This window comes from Acetobacter malorum (assembly GCF_002153605.1).
In the GTDB taxonomy this organism is placed as follows: Bacteria; Pseudomonadota; Alphaproteobacteria; order Acetobacterales; family Acetobacteraceae; genus Acetobacter; species Acetobacter malorum_A.
In genome coordinates, this window is sequence record NZ_JOPG01000068.1 from 1 (window position 1) to 321 (window position 321).

At 57.3% G+C, this 321-nt stretch carries 1 pseudogene; it reads right to left on the reverse strand.

Features of this window, described 5'->3' with window-relative positions:
- A pseudogene (locus tag HK23_RS13910) lies at nucleotides 1–321 on the reverse strand (threonine--tRNA ligase); the annotation flags it as partial.

The following is a 321-nucleotide window of genomic DNA, read 5'->3' on the forward strand; positions in this document are numbered from 1 at the left end:
GTCCACGAAATCACCCTGTCGATAGAACGTCAGAACAGCATCAGCCGGGAGTGCGTTGATGATCTCGGCTTTGTAGTCCTGGCCCTGTTCGTGACACCAGGAAAGTGCCGTCTCCCGGTCCCATATCTCGCGAGTGATCGGTTCATTACGAGCGACTATTTCATGCATGCGGGCTTCGATCCGGGGCAAATCGTCCGCCGTGATCGGCTCTTCCGGCTCGACATCGTAGTAAAAGCCGCTTTCAGTAGCCGGCCCGGTCGCAAACAGAGTGCCCGGAAACAGTTCGCTGATCGCCTGAGCCAGAATATGCGCCGCGTCATG